Source organism: Leptobacterium meishanense, assembly GCF_037645805.1.
Lineage (GTDB): Bacteria > Bacteroidota > Bacteroidia > Flavobacteriales > Flavobacteriaceae > Leptobacterium_A > Leptobacterium_A meishanense.
Genome location: NZ_JBBEXE010000005.1, coordinates 1 through 21,369, shown reverse-complemented (window position 1 = coordinate 21,369; position 21,369 = coordinate 1). Strand labels below are relative to the sequence as shown.

The 21,369-nt window shown below is 37.2% G+C and carries 18 protein-coding genes and 2 tRNA genes; 10 read left to right on the top strand and 10 right to left on the bottom strand.

Features of this window, described 5'->3' with window-relative positions:
- Positions 1-7: 7 nt before the first annotated feature.
- Positions 8-3,676: a reprolysin-like metallopeptidase gene (locus WBG21_RS05900; protein ID WP_340075783.1), complete on the top strand. Its 3,669-nt coding sequence runs from the start codon at positions 8-10 to the stop codon at positions 3,674-3,676.
- Between the two features lie 19 nt (positions 3,677-3,695).
- Complete coding sequence (locus WBG21_RS05895; protein ID WP_340075781.1) at positions 3,696-4,583, top strand: PorP/SprF family type IX secretion system membrane protein; 888 nt, start codon at positions 3,696-3,698, stop codon at positions 4,581-4,583.
- On the opposite strand, the gene pth is transcribed toward WBG21_RS05895, so the two are convergent.
- From pth to WBG21_RS05880, 3 genes are all read right to left on the bottom strand, one after another.
- The gene (gene pth / locus WBG21_RS05890; protein ID WP_340076377.1) at positions 4,580-5,209 is read right to left on the bottom strand and encodes an aminoacyl-tRNA hydrolase; all 630 of its coding nucleotides are present in this window, start codon (positions 5,207-5,209) and stop codon (positions 4,580-4,582) included. The genes WBG21_RS05895 and pth overlap by 4 nt on opposite strands.
- A 70-nt stretch (positions 5,210-5,279) precedes the next feature.
- Positions 5,280-5,927, bottom strand: coding sequence for a 50S ribosomal protein L25/general stress protein Ctc (locus WBG21_RS05885; RefSeq protein WP_340075779.1), 648 nt, complete (start codon positions 5,925-5,927; stop codon positions 5,280-5,282).
- 25 nt (positions 5,928-5,952) lie between these two features.
- Positions 5,953-6,894 carry a ribose-phosphate pyrophosphokinase gene (locus WBG21_RS05880; RefSeq protein ID WP_340075777.1) on the bottom strand — a complete coding sequence of 314 codons (942 nt, stop codon included), beginning with the start codon at positions 6,892-6,894 and terminating at the stop codon, positions 5,953-5,955.
- A 221-nt stretch (positions 6,895-7,115) separates the two neighbouring features.
- Between WBG21_RS05880 and WBG21_RS05875 the strand changes: the two genes are divergently transcribed.
- Positions 7,116-7,197 (top strand) — tRNA-Leu (locus tag WBG21_RS05875).
- A 67-nt stretch (positions 7,198-7,264) separates the two neighbouring features.
- Here the strand turns inward: WBG21_RS05875 and WBG21_RS05870 are convergent.
- The 3 genes from WBG21_RS05870 to WBG21_RS05860 form a co-directional block, all read right to left on the bottom strand.
- Positions 7,265-7,543 (bottom strand): hypothetical protein, encoded by a 279-nt coding sequence (locus WBG21_RS05870; RefSeq protein WP_340075775.1) that lies wholly within the window; start codon positions 7,541-7,543, stop codon positions 7,265-7,267.
- Positions 7,544-7,575: 32 nt separating this feature from the next.
- Positions 7,576-8,013, bottom strand: coding sequence for a hypothetical protein (locus WBG21_RS05865; protein WP_340075773.1), 438 nt, complete (start codon positions 8,011-8,013; stop codon positions 7,576-7,578).
- Between the two features lie 103 nt (positions 8,014-8,116).
- On the bottom strand, positions 8,117-9,304 hold the full coding sequence (locus WBG21_RS05860) for a Shedu immune nuclease family protein (RefSeq protein WP_340075771.1): 1,188 nt from the start codon (positions 9,302-9,304) through the stop codon (positions 8,117-8,119).
- 169 nt (positions 9,305-9,473) lie between these two features.
- Here WBG21_RS05860 and WBG21_RS05855 point away from each other — a divergent pair, with 169 nt between their 5' ends.
- Positions 9,474-9,803: an autorepressor SdpR family transcription factor gene (locus WBG21_RS05855; protein WP_340075769.1), complete on the top strand. Its 330-nt coding sequence runs from the start codon at positions 9,474-9,476 to the stop codon at positions 9,801-9,803.
- Positions 9,800-10,444 (top strand): SdpI family protein, encoded by a 645-nt coding sequence (locus WBG21_RS05850; protein WP_340075767.1) that lies wholly within the window; start codon positions 9,800-9,802, stop codon positions 10,442-10,444. The genes WBG21_RS05855 and WBG21_RS05850 overlap by 4 nt, the downstream gene beginning before the upstream one ends.
- Here the strand turns inward: WBG21_RS05850 and WBG21_RS05845 are convergent, their stop codons facing one another.
- Genes WBG21_RS05845 through WBG21_RS05830 form a run of 4 tightly spaced genes read right to left on the bottom strand, consistent with a single transcriptional unit; the run spans position 10,445 to position 13,577 of the window.
- A complete protein-coding gene (locus tag WBG21_RS05845) occupies positions 10,445-11,623 on the bottom strand; it encodes an acyl-CoA dehydrogenase family protein (protein WP_340075765.1) in 1,179 nt (392 codons plus the stop codon). It abuts the gene before it with no gap.
- A 58-nt stretch (positions 11,624-11,681) separates the two neighbouring features.
- A complete protein-coding gene (locus WBG21_RS05840; RefSeq protein WP_340075763.1) occupies positions 11,682-12,398 on the bottom strand; it encodes a tRNA1(Val) (adenine(37)-N6)-methyltransferase in 717 nt (238 codons plus the stop codon).
- A gap of 7 nt (positions 12,399-12,405) precedes the next feature.
- The gene (rimM, locus tag WBG21_RS05835) at positions 12,406-12,933 is read right to left on the bottom strand and encodes a ribosome maturation factor RimM (protein ID WP_340075761.1); all 528 of its coding nucleotides are present in this window, start codon (positions 12,931-12,933) and stop codon (positions 12,406-12,408) included.
- An 11-nt stretch (positions 12,934-12,944) separates the two neighbouring features.
- Positions 12,945-13,577: a 30S ribosomal protein S16 gene (locus WBG21_RS05830; protein ID WP_340075759.1), complete on the bottom strand. Its 633-nt coding sequence runs from the start codon at positions 13,575-13,577 to the stop codon at positions 12,945-12,947.
- A 291-nt stretch (positions 13,578-13,868) separates the two neighbouring features.
- On the opposite strand from WBG21_RS05830, the gene dnaE reads away from it, so the two are divergent.
- From dnaE to WBG21_RS05805, 5 genes are all read left to right on the top strand, one after another.
- The gene (gene dnaE, locus WBG21_RS05825) at positions 13,869-18,251 is read left to right on the top strand and encodes a DNA polymerase III subunit alpha (RefSeq protein WP_340075757.1); all 4,383 of its coding nucleotides are present in this window, start codon (positions 13,869-13,871) and stop codon (positions 18,249-18,251) included.
- A gap of 126 nt (positions 18,252-18,377) precedes the next feature.
- The gene (gene trxA / locus WBG21_RS05820; RefSeq protein WP_340075755.1) at positions 18,378-18,695 is read left to right on the top strand and encodes a thioredoxin; all 318 of its coding nucleotides are present in this window, start codon (positions 18,378-18,380) and stop codon (positions 18,693-18,695) included.
- 92 nt (positions 18,696-18,787) lie between these two features.
- Complete coding sequence (locus WBG21_RS05815; protein ID WP_340075753.1) at positions 18,788-19,717, top strand: DUF58 domain-containing protein; 930 nt, start codon at positions 18,788-18,790, stop codon at positions 19,715-19,717.
- A 95-nt stretch (positions 19,718-19,812) separates the two neighbouring features.
- Positions 19,813-19,886, top strand: a tRNA-Asp gene (locus WBG21_RS05810).
- Between the two features lie 152 nt (positions 19,887-20,038).
- Positions 20,039-20,917: a LytR/AlgR family response regulator transcription factor gene (locus WBG21_RS05805; protein ID WP_340075751.1), complete on the top strand. Its 879-nt coding sequence runs from the start codon at positions 20,039-20,041 to the stop codon at positions 20,915-20,917.
- Positions 20,918-21,369 lie beyond the last annotated feature (452 nt).

The following is a 21,369-nucleotide window of genomic DNA, read 5'->3' as shown; positions in this document are numbered from 1 at the left end:
ATAACCAATGAATACAAACTTACGGTATGTTTTTTCAATTGCCATGCTTTTTTTGTCGTTTTATGGTTACGGGCAATTGAATTATTGGAGGGAAACCACGAATGTTAGCACTCCTGAATACAAACATCTCCGTAACTTAAAACAAGAAAAACATAAAACGTTCTCTCTAGATGAAAAGATGCTTAGGAACATGTTGCAAGGTATTCCTATGCGGAATAGTCGACAAGCCTCCTCTACAATCTTGAAATTTCCGGATGAAACAGGAAAGTATATTGATTTTGTGATTTATGAAGCTCCGGTATTGGCCCAGGGACTAACTGGAAAATACCCCAATATTCGTTCTTATATAGGATATAGTAGAGAACATTCAAATAGTACTATACGATTTAGTCTATCTCCCTCAGGATTTCAGAGTATGATGCGACAAGCTGATGGAAATACTGTCTTTATAGAAAAGCGACAAAAAGGAATTAACAATTATATAGCCTATACCCGTTCGGCCCGTACTACTAAAGAAAATACATTGGTTTGTACTACAAAAGGAGAAAAACAGAAAAAACAACAGGGGAATATAGCTCGGGATAATAACGACAAGACATTACGAAGATATCGATTAGCAGTATCTACTACCGGAGAATATACTATTTTTCATGGAGGTACCGTAGCAGATGCTTTAGCGGCTATTAATGCAACTATGACAAGGGTAAATGCAGTTTTTGAGGCGGATCTGGGAGTTACACTGGAAGTAATAGCAAATACCGATCAGGTAATATTTACAGATGCTGCGACAGACCCTTATACGAGCAGCCTGAACTCAGAAGTTCAAAGTGAATTAACGGCGGTTATAGGAGAGGCTAATTATGATATTGGCCATTTGTTCCATCAAGATGCTAATAATGGAAATGCCGGATGTATAGGATGTGTTTGTACCAATGGACAAAAAGGAAGTGGTTTTTCAGCAACTACTAGCCCAATAGGAGATATTTTTGATATTGACTATGTTGCTCACGAAGTAGGCCATCAATTTGGAGCGAACCATACTTGGTCATTTCAGTCTGAAGGGACAAATGTACAAGTAGAACCCGGAAGTGGAAGCACAATTATGGCATATGCCGGTATTACAGGCCAGAATGATGTACAATCCAATAGCGACCCATATTTCCATTATTTTAGTATTTTTCAAGTAACTGATTTTATTGCCACAACAGCCTGTGATATAGAAATTCCGCTGGGCAATAACCCTCCGGTAGCCAACGCAGGGAATGATTATGTAATCCCCGCCTCAACCGCATTTATTTTGGAAGGAAGTGGCTTCGATCTGGATGGAGGTGTACTGACTTATACATGGGAACAAATAGATAACGGGATTGTGCCTTATGATGTTTTTGGCTCAACAAACAATCAAGGGGCTAATTTCAGGTCTTTGCCTCCGACTACTTCACCAATACGCTACATGCCAAGATTGAGTAGGGTTTTAACAGGTGCTTTAACGCAAACAAACCCAACGAATGGAGATGTTTGGGAAACAGTTTCTGATGTGTCAAGAGAAATGAATTTCGCTTTTGTGGTACGAGACAATGTAGCTGGAGGAGGACAAACACATTCCGACACTATGAAGGTAACTGTAGAAGGCTCTGCAGGGCCTTTTGTAGTGACTTCCCACAATACGGGGAATCCGGTAGAAGCAGGCACTGTAGAAATTATTACTTGGGATGTTGCTAATACAGATGTAGCACCCATAAGTGCATTAACTGTTGATATACTGTTGTCAAGTGATGGAGGTTTGACATTTCCCATCACCTTGGCACAAGGTGTAGCCAATGATGGCAGTCATGGTGTAGTCATTCCTGGAGGATTAAACACCAATAATGCCCGGATACTAATACGGGGAGGGAATAACATATTTTTTGCATTGAATAGCAATGTTTTTGCAATTCAGGAGGCCGATTTCGTTATGCAATTTCCAATCGTGGAAGCAATTGCATGTCAACCGAATGATCTTATTTTAAATTTTGACTACAATACTTTTTCAGGATTTTCAGAAACAACGGTTTTTTCCATACCAGACCTTCCTGCTGGTTTATCTGTAGCGTTTAACCCTGCTTCAACAAGTGTAGATGGAACAAGCGTACAAATGACGATTAGTGGAACAAACAATGTGCCGGCAGGCATCTATCCTATTACGATAATTGCAACAGCGCCATCATTAACCAAAGAGATTAATTTTAGTTTGATTATTTCTAGTGCATTGAGTGACGTTGTGCTCAACACACCGTTAGATGGGGCTATGGATGTATCTTTATCCGAAACTTTAACATGGATAGACGATCCACAAGCGGCCACCTACAATATTGAAATTGCAACAGATGCAGGATTTAACAATATTATTGATGCTGCAACAGTAATCAGCAATGCATATGTACCTGTTGGACTTCAGGGAGGAACTACTTATTATTGGCATGTAAGGCCAGAAAATGAATGCGGAATGGGAGCATACAATACCCCATTTAGTTTTACAACGATTGCAGTCAATTGTAATACATTTACTGCTAACGATACACCGGTTGCGATATCCCCTTCGGGGACGCCCACAGTTAACTCCGTTCTTACAGTAACAGACAACCTGGCCATTACAGATGTGAATGTAACATTGGACATCTCCCATACGTATGTTTCTGACCTTACCATCCGTTTAGTTTCACCTTCGGGAACTTCTGTTACACTAGTTTCACAGCGATGTGGTGGCAGTGAAAACATTCAAGGTGTTTTTGATGATGATGGAAATGCGATTGTATGTGGTTTTAATCCGGCCATTTCCGGAACCGTTCTTCCTTTACAAACATTAGCTGTATTTAATGGCGAAGCTACAATGGGTGATTGGACACTAATTGTAGAAGATGCATTTGATTTAGATGGTGGGGCTATCAATACATTTAGCATAGAGCTTTGCGCAGAAGGGGAGTTTATATTAGATGCTGATGGGGATGGTATTGCTGATGCGGATGATAATTGTCCTTTTGCAGCAAATATAGATCAAGCAGACAATGATAATGATGGAGAAGGGGATGTGTGCGATACAGATGATGACAACGACGGCATATTAGATGTTGACGATAACTGTCCTTTTATAGCAAATGCAAATCAGTTAGATACAGATAATGACGGGGAAGGCGATGTATGTGATGCTGATGATGATAATGATGGAATTTTAGATGTGAATGATAATTGCCCATTAGTAGCCAATACAGACCAATTAGATACAGATAATGATGGCGAAGGTGATGTCTGTGATGTCGATGATGATAACGACGGTATAGACGATACATTAGACAATTGTCCATTAGCCTTTAACCCGAATCAACTAGATATTGATAACGACGGGGAAGGTGATGTATGTGATGAAGACATACTGGTATCGGAGGCCTTAACACCCAATGGAGATGGCATAAATGACACATGGAACATTATTAATATAGAGGATCATCCTAATGCAATAGTTACCGTATATAACCGATATGGGAATGAAGTCTTTAAAGCAAAAGGCTATTTCAATAATTGGGATGGATTTTATAAAAATAGAAGCGAACGGCTTCCGGCAGGATCTTATTATTATCAAATAGACCTGTCAGGAAACGGCAATATAGATCTGGACGGATGGCTCTATATCACATATTAAACATAACCAATTCCAAAGAATGAAGGGAATTTACAAAATACCAATAATTATCTTATTCTTTAGCACTATAGTTGCTTATGGACAGCAAGAGCCGGAGAATGCCTTTTATAGGTATACTATGAATACCTTAAATCCGGCATATGCAGGAGAAGGTACCCACTTCATTTTTAATTTACGGAGCCAATGGCAAGGTGTGGAAGATGCTCCACAAACCCAAACATTTATTGGAAGTACCCCAATAAATGATAGAATAGGATTAGGAATATCAGTTGTAAATGACCAAACATTTATAGAAAAGGAAACCGCCGTTTTTATCGATTTTTCATATAAGCTCCCTATTTCAAGATCTACCAATCTTTTCTTCGGATTGAAGGGAGGAGGGAATTTTTTTAGTGTAAATACATCCGGGCTACAGGCATTTAATTATACTGTAGACCCATTACTTCAAGATCAAAGTAGGTTCAATCCTAATATAGGAATTGGGGCACTTCTAAAAGGGGAGGTTTTTTTTGTGTCGTTATCATCTCCGGGAGTTCTCAATACAAAACGGTTTGAAGAAAATGATGCCACTGTTACACAGGCGGTAGAAAGTATACATGTAGCATTTGCTGCAGGGTATGATTTTGAGCTTTCGTACGAATGGGTCTTTAAACCTTCGTTTTTAGCAAGAGTTGTAGAAGGAGGGCCAGTTTCTCTGATAGGGACAGCAGCAGTTGCATACGATGAAAGGTTTGAGGTAGGGGTATCTTATCGAACAGATAAGGCAGTTACCGCAATGGTATTGGTAGGCATTATTGATTGGTTAGATATAGGCTACGCATATGATAACTCTCTTCGTTCCGGTATCAATGAGATAGGAGGCGGCACTCATGAAATACTATTGAAAGTGGACTTATTCCCAAATTAAGTATTATTGAATAAGTTCATAGTACGATCCATTCCACTTAGTACAAAAGATTTGATAATTTCACACGATTTCTCAAGTCGCTCAGGTAACTTTTCAATTTCACTATCATTCCATTCACCTAACACATAATCCACTTGTTTTCCTTTAGAAAATTCTGCTCCGATACCAAAACGATATCGGTTGTATTGTGTAGTACCTAATTGATTTTGAACATCCTTCAATCCGTTATGTCCACCGTCACTACCTTTTTTCTTTAGACGGATGCTCCCAAAAGGAAGACTGATGTCATCTGTAATCACCAATAAATGTTCAATAGGGACCTTCTCTTTTTCCATCCAGTAACGGACAGCTTTTCCACTTAAATTCATATATGTGCTAGGCTTTAAAAAAATAAAGGAACGTCCTTTTAATTTGTAGAGAGCAAGATCCCCTAACTTATTGCTCTCAAAGGACAAACCTTCTTTTTTAATAAAAAAATCAAGGATTTTAAAACCGATGTTATGTCGGGTATTTTCATATTCCCTCCCAATATTTCCTAATCCGACAATTAAAAATTTTTTCATAGTAACTGTTTCTTGGTCTAATAGAACAGGTTTTTGGAAAAGTTTTTTTATAAGATTAAACATCCCATAATATTTCTGTAAAAATAAAAAAAGCATCCTTACGGGATGCTTTATATTATTTATAAAAAAACAACTATTCTTGTGCAGGAGTTTCTGCTTCAGAAGTAGTTTCTGTTGTAGCCCCTTCTGCTGCTTCTGTTGTTTCTTCATCTTCAAGTTCTTCCTCAACAATAGAAGCGCGTGCTCTTCTCACTTGGCAAACTACCGTATTGTCCGGATGAAGAAATTGATATGCATCATTTTCCAATGCAGTAATGTATAACTTTCCTCCTATTCGAAGGTTAGTGATATCAGCTTCGATAAAATCAGGTAAATCAGCAGGCAATGCCCTTACTTTTAATTTTCGTTTGTTTCGTCGTAACACTCCCCCGTTCATAACCCCTCTGGAGCTTCCAATAGTACGTACTGGAATCTCCATGGTAATAGGCTTACCATCAAATAGCTGATAAAAATCAATATGAAGAATTTTATCAGTTACCGGGTGAAACTGAATATCTTGCAATACAGCATTTATTTTTTCACCATTATCAAGGTCAATCACTACCGTATGCGCATCGGGAGTGTAAACCAATTTAGAAAAACTTAATTCATCTGCTGAAAAATGCAATGGTTTATCTCCTCCGTATAACACGCAAGGAACCTTTCCAGCATTACGTAAGGCTTTCGTTGACGATTTGCCTACGCTTTCTCTTTGAGATCCTTTGATTGTAATTGACTTCATTATGTATATATAAAATTAAAATTAGTTACATTAAAAATTTAGAACTTATGGATGTGTTATGATGTACCCTGTGCATCACATCCGCAAAAAGATTGGCACAGCTTAACACTTTTATTTTTTCACTTTCTTTTTTCAGAGGAATAGAATCAGTAACAACCAATTCTGTCAACTTTGAATTTTCAATACGCTCATATGCACTTCCTGAAAGGATAGGGTGTGTAGCAATAGCCCGAACACTTATGGCACCTCTTTCCATCATTAAATCGGCAGCTTTGGTAAGTGTACCGGCAGTATCTACCATGTCATCCACCAATACCACATTTTTATCAGTAACATCACCTATCAATTCCATATGGCCAATAACATTCGCTTTTTTCCGTTGCTTATAACATATTACAACATCACTCTCTAAGTATTTGGAATAGGCATAAGCTCGCTTAGACCCTCCCATATCCGGAGAAGCAACTGTCAGTTTTTCAAGGCTAAGTTCTTTTAAATAAGGCAAAAAGATGGTAGATGCAAACAGGTGATCTACAGGTTTTTCAAAGAAGCCTTGAATTTGATCTGCATGTAAGTCCATTGTGATAATTCGGGTAGCTCCTGCAGCCTCCAGTAATTTAGCAACCAACTTTGCCCCTATGGGAACCCTAGGTTTGTCTTTCCGGTCTTGACGTGCCCAACCAAAATAAGGCATTACAGCAGTAATATGTCGTGCCGAAGCCCTTTTAGCGGCATCCAACATCAACAGCATTTCCATTAAATTATCAGTACTTGGATGTGTAGATCCGATTAAGAACACCCGTGAACCTCGTACGGATTCTTCGAAAGAAGGCTGAAACTCTCCATCACTATATTTAGAGAAAGCCACTTCACCTAAATCCGTACCATAAGCTTTGGCAATCTTTTCAGCCAATACAGCACTTTGCGAGCAAGCAAATATTTTTGGTTCCGGAACAGAATATGGCATGCCTTTGTTGTATTTAGTCACTGATTTCTAATAGGTTTCAGTAAACGAGGTGCAAATTTAGAAATTTATTTGAACACCCGAAGGAAATAATGGCTAATTTTGGAAAGATTAAAATATATTTTTTAGATTTGCCCCCTTATTGAGTCTGATCTTAGCTGACCTGATGGGCATCAGATATGGAAAAGAAAAATTGAGAACAGTTAGAGATTCATTAAAATAATGCTTCGGTGGCGGAACTGGTAGACGCGCTGGATTCAAAATCCAGTTCTTTCGGGAGTGTGGGTTCGATTCCCACCCGAAGTACTTTTTAAACTAAAAACCCTTTGTAAAAATAGCACAAAGGGTTTTTTGGGTTTCGTTACCTTAACAGTTAAAAAGTATATAAAATCCCTGTAGAGACATAATGAAACAACGCAAAATTAAACACTTCATCATTATCGGCGCCACCTTCAAGAATCCGGTACCCTAAACGAACAGTCAGGTCCTCTGAAAGTTGATATGTTCCGGCAAGCAATACATCTTCTGCTCTTCCTTGTGGGGCTGCCAAGGCATCTCCATAAAGCAGTAGTCCGGTTTTTTCATCTATTTTCCAATATAGCCTGAAGTTTATAATAGGCACAAACCCTATATTTGTTTTTGAGGCTGCCAACCCCGGGCTTTTAAGGGCAATTTCCGCATCCCTTATTTTTGCGGTAAATCCAAAACCAAATTCAAATAGCGGTTTTTTATAATATCATACCGATAAGTAAGCCTATAGGAATTGAATCGGTAACTTGCAGCTATAGTAGTGTTTGAGGAGAAAGTGACTCCTTCAAAATCAATGGGAGTGTTTATAAGTCCGTTCGATTTCACAGTTAAAGGAGCATATAGAAGCGAAATGGTATGTCTTGAACGGAAGGTGTAGCCTGCGCTTACGCGGATAAAAGCAGTAGAAGAGGTGTCCAAATTCTTTTTTAAGGAAAATAAAGTGCCGGTATCACCGGGAATACGCACGTTGTTAGAACCCGTAAAAACAGCTCCCGATTCCAAATCTATAAAAGCTTGTGCGTTTGTATATAATGGCAAGGCAAACAAACAGCTTGCCATTAAAGTTGTTAATGAGAGAAATTTTTTTTTCATGGAGTTGACCAAAGATTTAAACATATTCTGTTTGTCAAGCTGTTTATTTTTCACAAATGATAGAGAACAAGCAATTACTTATAGCCATTGTTGGGCATAGTTTTTATATTCGTTTTAATTGTTCTATCATAATTTTCATTCTTCTTAAGAGGTCATCATAAGTAAAAATATCAATTATATTTTTGTATTTCCGTTTGATAATTTCAAAATCCGCTAACTGTTGTTTATCAAGATTTTTGTCACGTCCCATTATTATCATTCCATTCGGATTCGTTATTTTGATTTCTAAATCTGCTGGTAATTTGTCTTTATACTTTTTTGTCAAACTCTTTTCTCCGTTTATGCCAGTTTTGTTTAAATAATAAATGTACTTCTCGATTTGCATAATTGCACCAGATAAATCACGATTTGGGATATGATTTTCTCTGTATTGCCTAACTGACACAATACTTTTCTCGAAAGGAATTTTTATCTCTATCAAATCCAAATTCCCCATAAAATCTATAAGTCCATAGTCAAGACGTCGGATTTTATTGTTGTAAATATCTTTAAATCTTACTTCGCCAAAAACTGCAATATACTTTGGGAAAAGTAGTAGTATTATTTGAATAATTTCTTCTTGCCATTGTGGTTCACTATATTTTACTTCATTATTAAGCATTGTTTGTAACCGTTCAAGTAACGTTTCATATTTTATGATTTCTGCCTCTTGAAATGTTTTTCTTAAGTTACTTTTATAAACTGGTGTTTTCTTGCCAACATATGAGTGAAAACTCAATTCCTTATCTTGAATATTGTCAAAATATTCCTTTAATATTGATGTAACTTTAGCTTGTCTATAAAGATTGATTTCGTGAGTTGTTGGGAAAATTTTAGTTAATTCTACAAAAGATTTGTAGGGTAAAATATCTTCTTTTTCTCCACCGATAAAAATGTCTTGAGAAATATTTCGGTCAATTTGGTATAAGAGAGAAATTTTTGATTTAGCAATAAAATACTTCTCACTTAAATGAACATCTTTATGAAAGTAAAAATTGTTCTTAAGGCCTAAAACAGATTTATCTATTTTGTAATAATCTTCTTCGAGAGAACCAATTTTGAAGTAGTATTCGGGTTCTTCAAAGTCTTCTTCTCTTCGTTCAATTAGAATATCTTTCCTTACGTTAAATACCTTTTTAATTAGAAAAGATTTTTTTGAAAGAAGTTTATCATCAACCCAATAGTTTTGACCATAATCTGAATAATAGTATTTAAGAATGAGGTCTTTATCTATCTTTTCAATTTCTATCAATGGCGTTCTTTTAAATTATGCCCAACTAGTAGTTATAAGGAACATTCCGTATAACCTCCTTATACTGGCATAAAAATAGTACTTTTTGTGGTAAAAATACTTAATTTATGATTATTCCTGCTATGCCTATTTTGGAGATAGTAGTGGAGGTTAAAAGAAGTTGCATAAGATGGAAGGCATATTTGTTTTTTTAGTATTTAAAAATTTATTTAGATATTTGTCTAAATATTTAAATATAGTGACACCTTTTTTTAAGGCATTGAACGATACTACGCGCAGAAAAATTTTAGAATTACTAAAAGAAAAAGATTTAACGGCAGGAGAAATAGCCGAAGAATTTGCGATGACCAAACCGAGCATTTCGCATCATTTAGAAATTTTAAAGAATGCAAGTTTAGTAAGTTTTGAAAAAAAAGGACAGTTTATTATCTATAGTTTAAACACAAGTATTCTTGATGAAATCCTTCAGTGGGTAATTAATTTAAAATCAGACACATGAATTATAAAAAAGAACTTCCACTTATTGGAATTGCCATAATTCCATTGGGTTATTTAGCCATTATGTGGAAACACTTGCCTGAACGGGTTCCGTTACATTGGAATATAAAGGGTGAAATCGATCGATGGGGAGATAAGAGTGAGCTGATCATGGTAGTGTGTCTTATCACTGCGCTAATTTACCTGCTGTTATATTTTGTGCCCAAAATAGACCCCAAAAAGAAATTAGGACAAATGGGGTCTAAATTTTATCACCTTCGTTTTATATTTCAGTTAATAATGTCTGCATTGGCTATTTTTATTATTTATAGTTCTCATAACCAACAAGTTTCTGCACCTTATTGGCTATTTTTAGGAGTTGGTTTGCTATATGTAATATTGGGTAATTTCTTTCAATCCATCAAAGCAAATTACTTTGTAGGCATACGTACTCCGTGGACACTTGAAAATGAAACCGTTTGGAAAGCGACACACCGTATGGCAGGGAAGCTATGGGTTGGCGGAGGACTATTTTCTATTCTTACTACATTGGTTTTGCCTACAAAAACAGCTTCCCATGTGTTTATTGGGATAACCAGTGTACTAGTAATTGTTCCCATACTATACTCTTATAGAAAGTTTCAACAGGTAAAAGAAGAGTAATTATTTAAATGCTGAATGTCCGGTAATATCCATGCCCGTAATCAGTAAGTGGATATCATGCGTGCCTTCATAGGTAATAACACTTTCCAAGTTCATCATATGGCGCATAATACTGTATTCGCCGGTAATACCCATTGCACCCAATACTTGTCGAGCTTCCCGGGCAATGGTAATGGCCATTTCCACATTGTTGCGCTTTGCCATGGAAATTTGTGCGGAGGTTGCCCTGCCTTCTTCCCGTAACACGCCCAAACGCCAGGCAAGGAGCTGAGCTTTGGTAATTTCTGTGACCATTTCTGCCAGCTTTTTTTGCTGTAGCTGGGTAGCGGCAATAGGCTTATCAAATTGTATACGTTCTTTTGCGTAGCGCAATGCTGTGTCGTAGCAGTCCATCGCAGCTCCTATGGCACCCCAGGCAATACCGTATCGTGCAGAATCGAGGCAGCTAAGTGGTGCCCCCAATCCACTTTTTCCGGAGAGCAGATTTTCTTTAGGGACTTTTACATTGTCAAAAATAAGTTCACCAGTAGCAGAGGCTCTGAGTGACCATTTGTTGTGTGTTTCTGGGGTAGAGAACCCTTCCATGCCCCGTTCAACTACTAATCCGTGAATGCGCCCTTCTTCATTTTTTGCCCATACTACGGCAATATCAGCAAAAGGTGCGTTGGAGATCCATAATTTGGCACCATTCAGTAAAAGGTGATCACCTTTGTCTTTAAAATGAGTGGTCATTCCACCAGGATTGGAACCATGATCGGGCTCTGTCAATCCAAAGCAGCCCATAAATTCCCCTGATACCAGTTTGGGTAAGTATTTTTTTCGTTGTGCTTCCGTACCGTATTTCCAGATAGGGTACATTACCAGAGAAGATTGTACGGATGCTGTAGAACGTACTCCACTATCACCCCGTTCAATTTCTTGCATGATCAACCCATAACTGATCTGATCCAGCCCGGCACCACCATATTCCGTAGGGATGTAGGGACCAAAGGCTCCGATCTCTGCCAATCCGTTAATGATCTGTTTAGGGAATGTTGCTCGCTGTGCATAGTCTTCAATTATAGGAGAAACCTCTCGTTTCACCCACTGTCGCGCAGCATCACGAACAAGTTTGTGTTCTTCCGTTAATAAATCATCCAATTGGTAGTAGTCAGGTGCTTCAAAAAGGTCCGGTTTCATACAAGAGAAATTAGACATCAAAGGTAGTTACGAAATGTAACAAAACAAAGTGTGACAGTTACATTTTTAGATAAAAACTGTTGGTAAGGGCGCTATATTCTTGTGTATAGCGATGGCGCTCTATTTCAATCGCCATTTCAGAAATGGAGGCTTCTTTCTCTATAAAGGAAAAGGCCATTAAACTTCTTTTAATCGGGGATGAAGGAGAACCTTTTACATGCAGTATTTTGTTGGGGAACAATCCAAAATTGAATGCAGTTTTTATGAAAGAGGGTTCCGCTTTATAAGGAACGATGACATTAAAAAAACCATTATCAGTAAGCAATAAGGAAACATTTTTCAAGAGTGCTTCAAAAGAGAGTGAAGTAGTGGAGCGCGCCATGTCCCTTTGTAGATTTCCGGAAGGAACATTTTCGGTATAGAAAGGAGGGTTGGAAATGATAAGATCGTATTTTTCATCCATTTCAGTAGCAAACTCGCTCAGGGAAGCATGGTAACAAAACAACCGGTCGTTCCAAGGGGAGTTCTCAAAATTAGTCACACACTCTTCATAAGCAGCAACGTCTATTTCAACAGCATCTATAATTGATGTTTTGGGGCTTCTTTGTGCTAACATCAAGGCAATCAACCCCGTCCCTGCCCCAATGTCTAAGATCGTTTCAGGAGAATGCTCTAAACCAGTCCAGGCTCCGAGCAATACACCATCGGTGCCTACTTTCATGGCGCAGTTATCTTGCCGGACTTGAAATTGTTTAAAAGAAAAGATATCAGCCATATTGTGACTAATTCAAGTAGAGATCAATCAACCCTTCCGGAGCTTCTACAATTATTTTTTTGTTTGTCCGGTCTACTTTTTTGATAATGTCATCATTCATGGGAAGCAAGAGCGCTTTACCACCATTATCAATCTCAAAAAGGGTTTGTGCAGTGCTGTCGTTGATTGCTGTTATGCTGCCCACTTTCCCGAAATGAATATCTTCTATTTCAAAACCGATAACTTCATGAAAATAGAATTTATTGCCGGACAGCTTGGGTAAAAATTCAAGGGGGAGGTACAGTTCGGACTTCATTAAATGATCCGCTTCTTCTTCATTGGTTACACCTTCAAACTTGATTCGTAATAAATTAGATTTATGCAGTGAGGCAGCTTCAATAAAAAATGGAACCAGGTTATTGCCTAATGCAACAAATACTGATTCCATGCTTTCATATTGTTGAGGTTCGTCAGTATCTAATTTCACTAAAACCTCTCCTTTATAGCTGTACTTTTTAACAATTTTACCGAGATAGAAGCAATCTTCCTTCTTCACCTCAATAGAAATTATTCTGCAGCTTCTTCTTTGTTTTCTTCCGCTTTTACTTCTCCTTCAGCAGGAGCAGCCTCTTCAACAGGGGCTTCTGCTTCAGGGGCAGCAACTTCAACGGCTTCTTCTGTAGTAGCCTCTGCGGTTTTTTCTTCCGCTACCTCTTCAACAGCTTCAGGAGTTTCTTCAGCTGGAGCTTCTGCTTCAACAGCAGTGGCTTTGCGCTTCTCGCTCACTTCTTTTTCTGCTTCAAGCGTTTTTGCTTTGGCATCTGCTTTTGCTTTAGCAAGGGTATCTTCTTTAGAAGCAACGCTTTTTGCTTTTTCTTCTAGCCAAGCGGTAAATTTTTCTTCTGCTTGCACTTCAGTTAGCGCTCCTTTAGCAACACCACCCAATAAATGGTGTTTTAAAAGAACCCCTTTGTAAGATAAAATCCTTCGGGCAGTATCTGTAGGTTGTGCACCATTTTGTAGCCACTTTACAGATCCATCTACATTAAGGTCAATTTGTGCTGGATTGGTATTTGGATTATACGTTCCTAGTTTTTCTAGAAATTTACCATCTCTTTTAGAGCGCGCATCCGCAGCTACAATCCAATAAAAAGGTTTTCCTTTTTTACCGTGTCTTTGTAATCTTATTTTTACCGGCATAGTGTATTAATTTGTGGGGTTCCCGACCCCGGTTATTAATTGTTTTTAGTTTGCCAATGGGCAAAGCGGGTGCAAATATAGAACTTTTCCTGATAAAAAAACGGAAAGTGATCATATTTTATAAGGCCCTAATGGGCTTGTTGATCCGTTGAAGCTAGAAACATTTATAAATGAGGGAAAACAAAGAAAAGAAAGTAGGTTGATAACTCTTTATAAAACCATTTTTCATGCCTTAAAAATATATGTATTTTTATCCCTGATGATGAAGTAATTAAGAAAACAAAGAAAGAAATGTATTTAATCTTCGATACAGAAACAACAGGGCTTCCAAAGCGATGGGACGCACCTGTTAGTGATGTGGACAACTGGCCACGGGCAGTACAAATAGCATGGCAGCTACATGATGAAATGGGTCATATAATTGAGCATCAAGATTACTTGATTCGACCTAATGGGTTCAATGTGCCCTTTGATGCAGAAAAAATACATGGGATCTCGACCGAATTGGCTACAAGTGAAGGAGAAGGACTGAGTATAGTTATAGAAAAATTTAAAGAAGTGCTCTCTAGAACAAAATTTATAGTAGGCCAGAATGTTGGTTTTGACTTAAATGTTATGGGCGCTGAATTTTACAGGGAAGGAGTCGAAAACAAACTAGCTGAATTGCCAGTATTGGATACATGTACAGAAGCCACTGCTGAGCTTTGCCAGATTCCGGGAGGAAGAGGGGGAAAATTCAAATTGCCCACATTGGCAGAGCTCCACAACCATCTTTTTGGAGATGGTTTTGAAGAAGCACACAATGCAACTGCCGATGTAGAAGCAACAGCCCGTTGTTTTTTTGAGCTTATCCGAAATAAGCATTACACCATAGAAGCATTGGATGTGCCTGCTGACTATTTCCAGAAATTCTCACAAGCCAACCCTCAACCTATTGCATTAATAGGGTTGAAGCATATCAACTTAAAAGAAGCCTCTAAAAAATTACGAAAGCAGGCTGAAAAACATCAAGAGAGAAACGAATTATCTCAAAAAGAGATAAATCAGAATGTGGAAGAACTCAAAGAAGTTGATTTTGCACACTTGCACAATCACTCACAGTTCTCCGTACTACAATCTACGTCTAGTATTTCCGATCTTGTTGCAGCGGCAGCAAAGGGAAAAATGCCTGCCGTTGCATTGACAGATGTGGCAAACATGATGGGAGCTTTTCATTTCGTAAAAGCGGTACATACGCACAATAAAACGGCAAAGGCAAAAAATGAAAATGCCATAGCAGAAGGGGCAAGCCCTTCCGAGACAATTATTAAACCCATTATAGGGTGCGAACTCTATGTGTGCGAAGACCATAAAGACCGAACCCGAAAGGACAATGGATATATGGTTGTGTTTTTGGCAAAAAACAAACAAGGCTATCATAATTTGGCTAAAATGTCATCAATAGGCTATACAGAAGGCTTTTATTATGTGCCTCGCATTGATAAAGAGATTATTGAAAAGTATAAAGAGGGTTTGATGGTACTTACAGGAAACTTGTATGGAGAAGTGCCAGGAAAAATATTAAATGTAGGTGAAGCACAGGCCGAAGAAGCCCTATTGTGGTGGAAAGAACAATTTAAAGACGATCTGTACATTGAATTAATGAGGCATGGACAGGAAGATGAAGACCGAGTGAATGAAGTATTGGTGCAGTTTGCCGAAAAACATCAAGTTAAAATAGTTGCGACCAACAATACCTATTACATTAATAAAGAAGATGCCAATGCCCATGATATTTTGTTATGTGTAAAGGATGGTGAAAAACAAACGACCCCCATAGGCCGCGGCCGTGGCTATCGTTATGGACTGCCCAACCAAGAGTATTATTTTAAAGACGGAAGGGCTATGAAGGAACTCTTTAATGATTTACCGGAAGCCATTTCCAATATTCAGGAAATAGTAGCTAAAGTAGCGTCGTTTGACCTAGCTAGAGAAGTATTACTGCCTAAGTTTGCTATTCCTGAAGAATTTCAAGTGCCGGAGGATAAAAATGATGGAGGGAAACGGGGTGAAAACAATTACCTGAAGCACCTCACTTATGAAGGTGCTAAAAAGCGGTATAATGAATTAACAGGAGAGGTTAAAGAACGGTTAGACTTTGAGCTTCAGGTAATTGAAAACACAGGCTATCCGGGATATTTTTTAATTGTGCAAGATTTTATCGCTGCCGCTAGGGCTATGGGCGTTTCTGTAGGCCCGGGGAGAGGTTCCGCAGCAGGTTCTGCTGTGGCATATTGTTTAGGAATTACGAATATAGACCCTATTGCATATGAATTGCTTTTTGAGCGGTTTTTGAATCCGGACCGTATCAGCTTACCAGATATTGACATCGATTTTGACGATGAGGGAAGAAGTAAGGTGATGGATTACGTAATTAATAAATACGGATCGAATCAAGTAGCACAGATTATTACTTATGGAACCATGGCGGCAAAATCTTCCATCCGAGATACTGCGAGGGTACTCGACCTTCCGCTAGGCGATGCCGATAGAATAGCAAAGCTAATCCCAAACCTAAAGCTGGATAAAATTTTTAATTCTGATGCGCAAAAGTTAAAAGAGATCCTTCGTTCTGAAGAGCTGTTAAAAGTAAACGAGCTTAAAAACTTGGCAGAAGGTGATGATTTAGAAGCGCAGACCATCAATCAAGCAAAAGTTTTGGAAGGGTCACTCAGAAATACAGGAATCCATGCATGTGGAGTTATCATAACACCTGATGACATTACCAATTTTGTGCCTGTCGCTACTGCTAAAGACTCCGAATTGTATGTGACACAATTTGACAACGCTGTAGTAGAAAGCGCAGGCTTATTAAAGATGGACTTTTTAGGATTAAAAACACTAACGCTTATAAAAGACACCATTAAAATTATCAAATACAATCATGGCATTGAGCTCAATGCAGATGAATTTCCACTGGATGATGAGAAAACATATGAACTTTTCCAAAGAGGGGAAACGGTAGGAATATTCCAATACGAATCTGCTGGAATGCAAAAATACATGAAGGAGCTCAAGCCAACAGCATTTGCAGATCTCATTGCTATGAATGCACTCTACAGGCCTGGGCCTTTAGAATACATCCCCAGTTTCATCCGTAGAAAACATGGAGAGGAAGAAATTACCTATGACCTTCCTGCAATGGAAGAATACCTCAAAGAAACGTATGGTATTACGGTATATCAGGAGCAGGTGATGTTACTCTCGCAAAAATTAGCCGGATTTACCAAGGGCGAAGCAGATGTATTGCGTAAAGCGATGGGGAAAAAGCAACGTGAAGTCCTTGATAAGATGAAGCCGGCATTTATAAAAGGAGGTACTGAAAATGGACATAATCCCGAGAAATTAGAAAAAATATGGAAAGACTGGGAGGCTTTTGCATCATATGCATTTAATAAATCACACTCTACCTGCTACGCATGGATAGGATATCAAACAGCGTATTTAAAAGCTAATTATCCGGCAGAGTTCATGGCGGCTGTGCTTTCCAATAATATGAATGACATAAAGCAAGTGTCTTTTTTCTTAGAAGAATGCAAGCGAATGGGGATCAAAGTACTAGGGCCCGATGTAAATGAATCTTTTTACAAATTTGCAGTCAATAAAGAAGGGGCTGTGCGTTTTGGAATGGGGGCCATTAAGGGTGTAGGAAGAGGTGCTGTGGAAACCATTGTAGCAGAACGTAAAGAAGGGAAATACAAATCTGTTTTTGATTTAGCGAAACGGATAGATTTGCGGGCAGCAAATAAAAAAGCCTTCGAGAATTTGGCCTTGGCAGGTGGGTTTGATTCATTTACAGAGACACACAGGGCACAATACTTTCATGATGATGGTGATGGAATCTCATTTCTTGAAAAAGCCATTCGGTATGGGGCAAAATATCAAGAAAATGAGAATTCAGCGCAGGTAAGCCTTTTTGGAGATGCCAGTGAGGTACAGATTCCAGAGCCACAAGTTCCACCTTGTGAAGAATGGGGGACTATGGAGAAACTACGTCGTGAGAAAGAAGTAGTTGGCATTTATATATCAGGACATCCACTAGATGATTTTAAAACAGAGCTGAATGCATTTTGTAATGGAGGCGTTTCATTATTTAAGAATTTGGAAAACTATATTAATCATGAAATTTCTTTTGGAGGTGTTGTAACAGATGTTCAGCATAGGGTAGCTAAAAATGGAAAAGGTTGGGCAACTTTTATCATAGAAGATTATACTGACTCACATGAGTTTAGGATATTCGGAGAAGAATACCTCAAATTCCGTCATTTTTTGATGATCAATTCATTTGTCCATATAAAAGCATATATTCGTGAAGGGTGGGAAAATAGGGAGACAGGTAGAAAAGGAGATCCAAGGATACAATACAATAATATACAAATACTACAAGATGTGATGGACTCTTATGCCAAAAAACTTACAATACAACTAGAAGTAAGTAAGCTACAAGAGAAACGGATAGATTCCCTTAAATCACTTTTCAGATTGCATAAAGGCGGACATCCGTTAAGTTTTGTAGTATATGATACAGCAAATGAATTAAAACTTCATATGCCCAGCAGGAAACAGAAAGTGAAAATATCAAATGAATTGTTGAGTGAGCTTGAAAAGCAAGAGGTGTATTATAAGTTGAATTAATCAAGATTCTATAAAGTATCAAAAAACCTAATTGAAGTATAACCAAAAGCAATGTAAGCCTTGTAAGGTTTGGTGAAATATTTGACTAATTTTGTGTAAAGATTCGATAAATTAAAAAAATAAAAAATGGCATTAGAAATAACAGACGCTACATTTGAGGATGTAGTATTAAAAAGTGATAAACCGGTAATGGTTGATTTCTGGGCAGCTTGGTGTGGCCCATGTCGAATGGTTGGTCCCATCATAGAAGAATTAAGCAAAGAATACGAAAGCAAAGCTATTGTAGGGAAAGTAGATGTAGACGCTAACCAGGAGTATGCTGCAAAATATGGAGTTAGGAACATACCGACAGTTTTAGTATTTCAAAATGGAGAAATTGTTGGACGACAAGTTGGTGTGGCCCCTAAAAATACGTATGCAGAAGCATTAAATTCGTTATTATAAAGAAGGCATAACTTAACAAAAGTTAAAGGTTTGGTCATTGACCAAACCTTTTCTATTTTTACTAAGAACCATTAAAAAAGCTTCCTTTATAAATGAAAATACAAGAAGAGCTTCATAAAATTCAATTATATAATAACCTTGAGCTCCTTGCAAATCAGGTAGTGGAAGGCTTTGTTAGCGGGATGCATAAAAGCCCTTTTCATGGGTTTTCTTCAGAGTTTGCTGAGCATAAAATATACAATCAAGGAGAAAGTACTCGCCATATTGACTGGAAACTCTTTGCTAAAACGGACCGGTTGTATGTGAAACGTTATGAAGAAGAAACCAATTTGAGATGTCATCTTATTGTAGATAACTCTTCTTCGATGCACTACCCCAAATTAAAAGAACAATATATAAACCAACTAAACAAAATAGGGTTTGCTGTATTAGCAGCGGCGGCTATGATGAATTTACTGAAGCGACAGCGCGATGCTGTTGGATTGAGTATTTATTCTGACACGTATGATTTCTATGCTCCGGAGAAAGGGAGTGAACGTCATCATCAATTACTGTTGAACGCACTAGAACAGCTTTTATATAATAAAATAAGCCATAAAAAGACGAAGACATATACGTACCTTCATCAAATAGCTGAAAAAATACATAGACGGAGTTTAATTTTTTTGTTTACAGATATGTTTCAAACGGAAACCAATGAAAATGAATTATTTGATGCGCTTCGTCATTTAAAATACAATAAGCACGAGGTTATCCTTTTTCATGTTATGGATAGACAGCACGAACTGTATTTCGACTTTGATAATGATCCAAAACAATTTATTGATGTTGAAACGGGTGAACACATAGATCTTTATGCTGATAATATTAAGGAGCGCTATGAAAAGACGACTGCTGCTTTTTTTGAACGATTAAAATTAAAATGCGCCCAATATCGTATTAAGTATGTAGAGGTAGCCATTGCAAATGATATGAATAAAATACTCAATACATATTTAATAGAGCGTCAAAAATTTGTTTAGAGTTCATTCAATATTTTAAATAAAAATATTTGTGAAGTTAAAATAGCAGTGTATATTTGCACCTGCTTAATGGTAAGCACGTTCTTTATTAGAATGGTCTGGTAGTTCAGTTGGTTAGAATACGTGCCTGTCACGCACGGGGTCGCGGGTTCGAGTCCCGTCCAGACCGCATTTAAGACGTTGTGTTGTTACGAGTAAAGATTTTTACTCGGGTTTATTGTTAAACCAATGGAGAGCTTTTCCAAATCCTATTTTTATTAGGTTGAGGAGGGGCTTTTTTTATTTTTAATAATTTTATAATAACTATTATATCCGATATAAGTGAATGAAGATAAAGAAAATAGTAATCTGAGCTTTTTTAAATCCAATGAATACAGTTGGAGTATTATTCTTATTTCTAGTGTATTCTTAGCCCTTTTTTTATTATTCTATCAGCCTTTTGGGGTTAACAATTATAAACCTGAGAATGATATAGATTTTAATTGGATTATTGGGATGTTTTCTTTCGGTGGTGTACTTTTTATATCATTGTTAATAAATGAAAGAATTATCAAGCCATTTATTAATGTAAAAAGGTTAAATCTTTTTATACCATTATGGATATTGTGGACATTGATTTTTTCAGGGACGATAAATTATTTGTATTACAATTATAGAGGAGGATGGCATGATATAAGCTTAGTAAGTTATCTTTTATACCTGTTTAATTTTTCTTCGATTGTCTTATTTCCAATTATAGGGACTACGTTTTATTTTCGCCACCGTTCATTACGGTTAAATTATAGGGAAATTTTGTATTTGAATAAAGATTCATCAAAAAAGGATCAATTACTGTTTTTGTCAGGAGAATACAGAAACAGTAAGATAGCTGTAGTACCTAAGAATATCTTATATATAGAATCAGAAGACAATTATGCGGCAATACATTATATGGATAACCATAGAATAAAAAAGTACCTGATAAGGTCAACTCTTCATAACCTAAATTCAAATGTTTCTATGGACTTCATTTTTAGATGTCATCGATCATATATTGTAAACATTTTTAACATAGAAGCACTGTTTACAAAGTCAAACAAATACTATCTGTCATTATCTGGTGTAGAAAAAAGAATTCCAGTTTCAGAAACATATTATCATAAGCTCATAAGTGTTATGAAAAAATATAAAAGGAATATTTCTTATTTTCGTGACGAATAATTATATCTTCTAAAAAAAATATAGGATACTTTATTTTGTCTTTTTAGCCTTCTCAAAACTTTTTTCATAAAAAAAGCAAGTAAAACAAACCTGTATTTTGTCGAACATCCCTTTTTCTGTTTTTTCTATGTAAGCACTATCTACAATAGATTATTTTTGAATATAGACTGGAGTAAACTTGAATAGCTTACTATTAACAACAAACCATATGTATGAAATAATCTTGTCAAATTTCTACAATACCAATAAATATAAACATCATTCATGCGCCGCCTTGTATCCTTATATTATTGATGTTGTGAAACATATTGACTAAATAACAATTTAATCATAAAAACATGTTTAAGTTGTGAGTAATTGTCCGAACATGATAAAATGATAGAAGAAAATAAAATCTGAATTAACGGAGAGTCGAATAAAGATCAGGGAATTAGAAGGAGCGATAGAAGAGA

Bases quoted from the DNA above. Each gene is read 5' to 3' on its own strand.
- WBG21_RS05850 (WP_340075767.1), top strand. From the start codon at position 9,800: ATGAATTATAAAAAAGAACTTCCACTTATTGGAATTGCCATAATTCCA.
- WBG21_RS05865 (WP_340075773.1), bottom strand. From the start codon at position 8,013: ATGAAAAAAAAATTTCTCTCATTAACAACTTTAATGGCAAGCTGTTTG.
- dnaE (WP_340075757.1), top strand. From the start codon at position 13,869: ATGTATTTAATCTTCGATACAGAAACAACAGGGCTTCCAAAGCGATGG.
- WBG21_RS05880 (WP_340075777.1), bottom strand. From the start codon at position 6,894: ATGCCATATTCTGTTCCGGAACCAAAAATATTTGCTTGCTCGCAAAGT.
- WBG21_RS05885 (WP_340075779.1), bottom strand. From the start codon at position 5,927: ATGAAGTCAATTACAATCAAAGGATCTCAAAGAGAAAGCGTAGGCAAA.
- WBG21_RS05855 (WP_340075769.1), top strand. From the start codon at position 9,474: ATGGAAGGCATATTTGTTTTTTTAGTATTTAAAAATTTATTTAGATAT.
- WBG21_RS05895 (WP_340075781.1), top strand. From the start codon at position 3,696: ATGAAGGGAATTTACAAAATACCAATAATTATCTTATTCTTTAGCACT.
- WBG21_RS05840 (WP_340075763.1), bottom strand. From the start codon at position 12,398: ATGGCTGATATCTTTTCTTTTAAACAATTTCAAGTCCGGCAAGATAAC.
- pth (WP_340076377.1), bottom strand. From the start codon at position 5,209: ATGTTTAATCTTATAAAAAAACTTTTCCAAAAACCTGTTCTATTAGAC.
- WBG21_RS05900 (WP_340075783.1), top strand. From the start codon at position 8: ATGAATACAAACTTACGGTATGTTTTTTCAATTGCCATGCTTTTTTTG.
- WBG21_RS05815 (WP_340075753.1), top strand. From the start codon at position 18,788: ATGAAAATACAAGAAGAGCTTCATAAAATTCAATTATATAATAACCTT.
- WBG21_RS05845 (WP_340075765.1), bottom strand. From the start codon at position 11,623: ATGAAACCGGACCTTTTTGAAGCACCTGACTACTACCAATTGGATGAT.
- WBG21_RS05830 (WP_340075759.1), bottom strand. From the start codon at position 13,577: ATGCCGGTAAAAATAAGATTACAAAGACACGGTAAAAAAGGAAAACCT.
- trxA (WP_340075755.1), top strand. From the start codon at position 18,378: ATGGCATTAGAAATAACAGACGCTACATTTGAGGATGTAGTATTAAAA.